This is a genomic window from Adlercreutzia wanghongyangiae, assembly GCF_035989245.1.
GTDB lineage: Bacteria > Actinomycetota > Coriobacteriia > Coriobacteriales > Eggerthellaceae > Adlercreutzia > Adlercreutzia wanghongyangiae.
This window is the reverse complement of sequence record NZ_JAYMFF010000021.1, coordinates 1-2,570: the sequence shown is the minus strand read 5'-3', so window position 1 is coordinate 2,570 and position 2,570 is coordinate 1. Positions and strand designations below refer to the sequence as shown.

Genomic DNA, 2,570 nt, shown 5'->3' with positions numbered 1-2,570 from the left:
CTTGCGGGGCCGTCCGGCTAACTGGGAAAACCCTGCCGTCGCTCAGGCGTTCGGCTGGCTCTGCAATTCAACCAGGCAATGAGGGCGGTAAGGGCGGCTAATCTGCAGTCTGATTCGCGAGGCTACCCACGTCGCGTTCCCTCCTAGCCAGCGCCCGTAAATCTTACGGGCGCTGTTTTTCGCCTCCATAGAATGATCCTCGTCCTCAGCGATTGCCACATCGAGAGAGACAGGGGCGGCATCCCGCCGCCCCGGCACCTTGACAACGGCATAGCAGGGCGGGGATCAGCCCGCCCGCAACTGACAAGCAAAACTAAGAAAGGATTACACCATGGAAAAACTGATGAGCGAAACCGATTACCTGAACGCGATGCTGAACGGCGCCGGCACCGCCACCCCCGACCAGCAAGCCATTCTGGAGCATCCCCGCAAGGGGGCGCGCAGCACCCTGGTGCGCATCAAGGGCGAGGCGGGCACCGGCAAGACCTTCTGCCTGCTGGCCAAGCTGCTGGGCGAGGCCGGCCGCTACCCCCGCGATCCGCGCGAGCGCTGGGCGCGCCAGCCCGTGCTGTTCGTGTGCTTCAACCGTGAGATGGCCAATTACGCGCGGCACCTGATCCATCCCTTTCCGCAGGCGCCCCTCATTCACGTGACCACCTTCGACAGCCTGGTGGTGGGCCTGATGCTGAAGCACCTGGAGAAGAACCCGCGGCCCGGCACCTCGGATGGCCCGGCCCCGTCGGTGGCCTACTCGTTCGAGCTGGTGCGCGCGGCGATGCAGGAGGTGGCGCGGCGCCACCCCGAAGAGCGCTCCAAGTATTACCTAGATGCCGCCAACAAGCGCTACGTGCATTTCAGCCGCGCTCGCCGCGAGCTGTACATGTTCCTGAACGACACCACTCCCGGCTGGCTGCAAACCACCTACCCCGACCTGCTGTAGGCGCAGCACGCGACCTGTGCGAGCCCCAGCCAAAAAGCGGGCGGGCTAAAGCCCGCCCCTACAGAGCGGATCGAAGCTGGCTTCGGCCCACCCCTCCGGATTGCGGGCGGGCTAAAGCCCGCCCCTACGGGATCGCCCCCCACGGCGTGCGGATATTGTCGGGACGGCGCCGCGTAGGGGCGGCCTTCAGGCCGCCCGCCGGGTTGAGCACGGCCACCTTCCGGGGTGGGGTGCGGGCGGCGTTAGCCGAGGGCCAGCAACGAGTCGTCCATGAGAAAGTCGTAAAGCCTCAAGTGCCGCACTCCATTGATGTCCTGGGTGATCGGGTCCATGGAGATAACGTATTTCGGATATGCGTCCCGCACGTGGTCGAACGCTCCAAATTCCCGTTCAACAGTGCTCTCGTCTTGCATCAGGTAGGCGACTTGAATGTAGCAGCGTTTTTCCCCATGCGTTACAACGAAGTCGATTTCCCCCCGCAACGTTTTCCCCACATAAACACGAAGGCCGCGAGAGACAAGCTCGTTGTAGACGACTGTTTCCGCGATGTGGGAAAACTCGTTCTTCGAGGGGTTCTTCTTTGCATGAAAAAGCCCGAGGTCGCAAACGAAGCCCTTCTTTTCGTACTTAAGGGGGGTCTTACCCGATATGTCGTATTTTTCCACGAGGGAAACAATGAATGCGTCCTGGATGAACTGGAGGTATTCGTACACTTTGGTGGCGGAGATTCTCTGGTTGCTGCTTGTAAGGGTGTCGGCGATCTTTTTGCCGCTGACGAAATTGGAGGAATTGGCGATCAGGTAATTGAGCACGTTCTGAAGCGGCTCTCCCTTGGCCACGTTGTTCCTGTCCATTATGTCGCGCAGGACGATCGACGTGTAGAGGTCGTCAATAACAACAGAGCGGGCATCGTCGTCCGATTGCGCGCAAACAAGGGGAAACCCTCCCCAGCGCAGATAGTCTTGCAAGAGGCTTTCCGGGGAGGGGGCGTAGTTGAAGGGGAAGTCGTGAGAGTAATCGAGCCCGTCCGTGCTCTGCCGGCGGTATTGCACATACTCCCGAAAATTGAAGGGCATCACCTGGAAGGAAACGTACCGGCCGCTGAGAAGGGTCGCAAGTTCGCCGGCAAGGAGTCGAGAGTTCGAGCCGGTTACAAAGATGCTCGACTCTCCCTCTGCGTGGAGCGAGTTCACCACGTCCTCGAAGCCTTCGACGAGCTGAATCTCGTCAAGAAGGAAGTAGGCTTTCCCGTGCGGAACGATGCGTTCTTTGAGGTATCGGTAAAGCCGATCTGCATCTCGGAGACCTTTGTGCTCGAAAGACTCAAAGTTGATCAAGGTGATATCGGATGCTGATATGCCCGAGGAAACGAGGTCGTCGCAAATCTGTCTGAGCAGAACCGACTTTCCGCATCTGCGGACGCCGACGATCACCTTGATGAGGTTCTGGTGGTAAAAGGGCCGGATTCTTTCCAGATACGATTCGCGGATGACCACATGTCCTCCTTGGGTGCGAGGTCGACAAGACTTCTGATTGTACGATATGTTCCATAAAAATGAAACATTTTTAGTATATGGGATATTTTTCCGTAAAAATGAAACTTATTTGACGCTATGCGGGTGCTCGTAAA

The 2,570-nt window shown here is 58.6% G+C and carries 2 protein-coding genes; one reads left to right on the top strand and one right to left on the bottom strand.

The genetic code is table 11. From position 1 onward, the window contains the following. Positions 1–331 precede the first annotated feature (331 nt). Complete coding sequence (locus VIN30_RS10085) at positions 332–940, top strand: DEAD/DEAH box helicase family protein (RefSeq protein WP_338211307.1); 609 nt, start codon at positions 332–334, stop codon at positions 938–940. Positions 941–1,182: 242 nt separating this feature from the next. On the opposite strand, the gene VIN30_RS10080 is transcribed toward VIN30_RS10085, so the two are convergent. After that, complete coding sequence (locus VIN30_RS10080) at positions 1,183–2,436, bottom strand: ATP-binding protein (RefSeq protein ID WP_338211305.1); 1,254 nt, start codon at positions 2,434–2,436, stop codon at positions 1,183–1,185. Positions 2,437–2,570 lie beyond the last annotated feature (134 nt).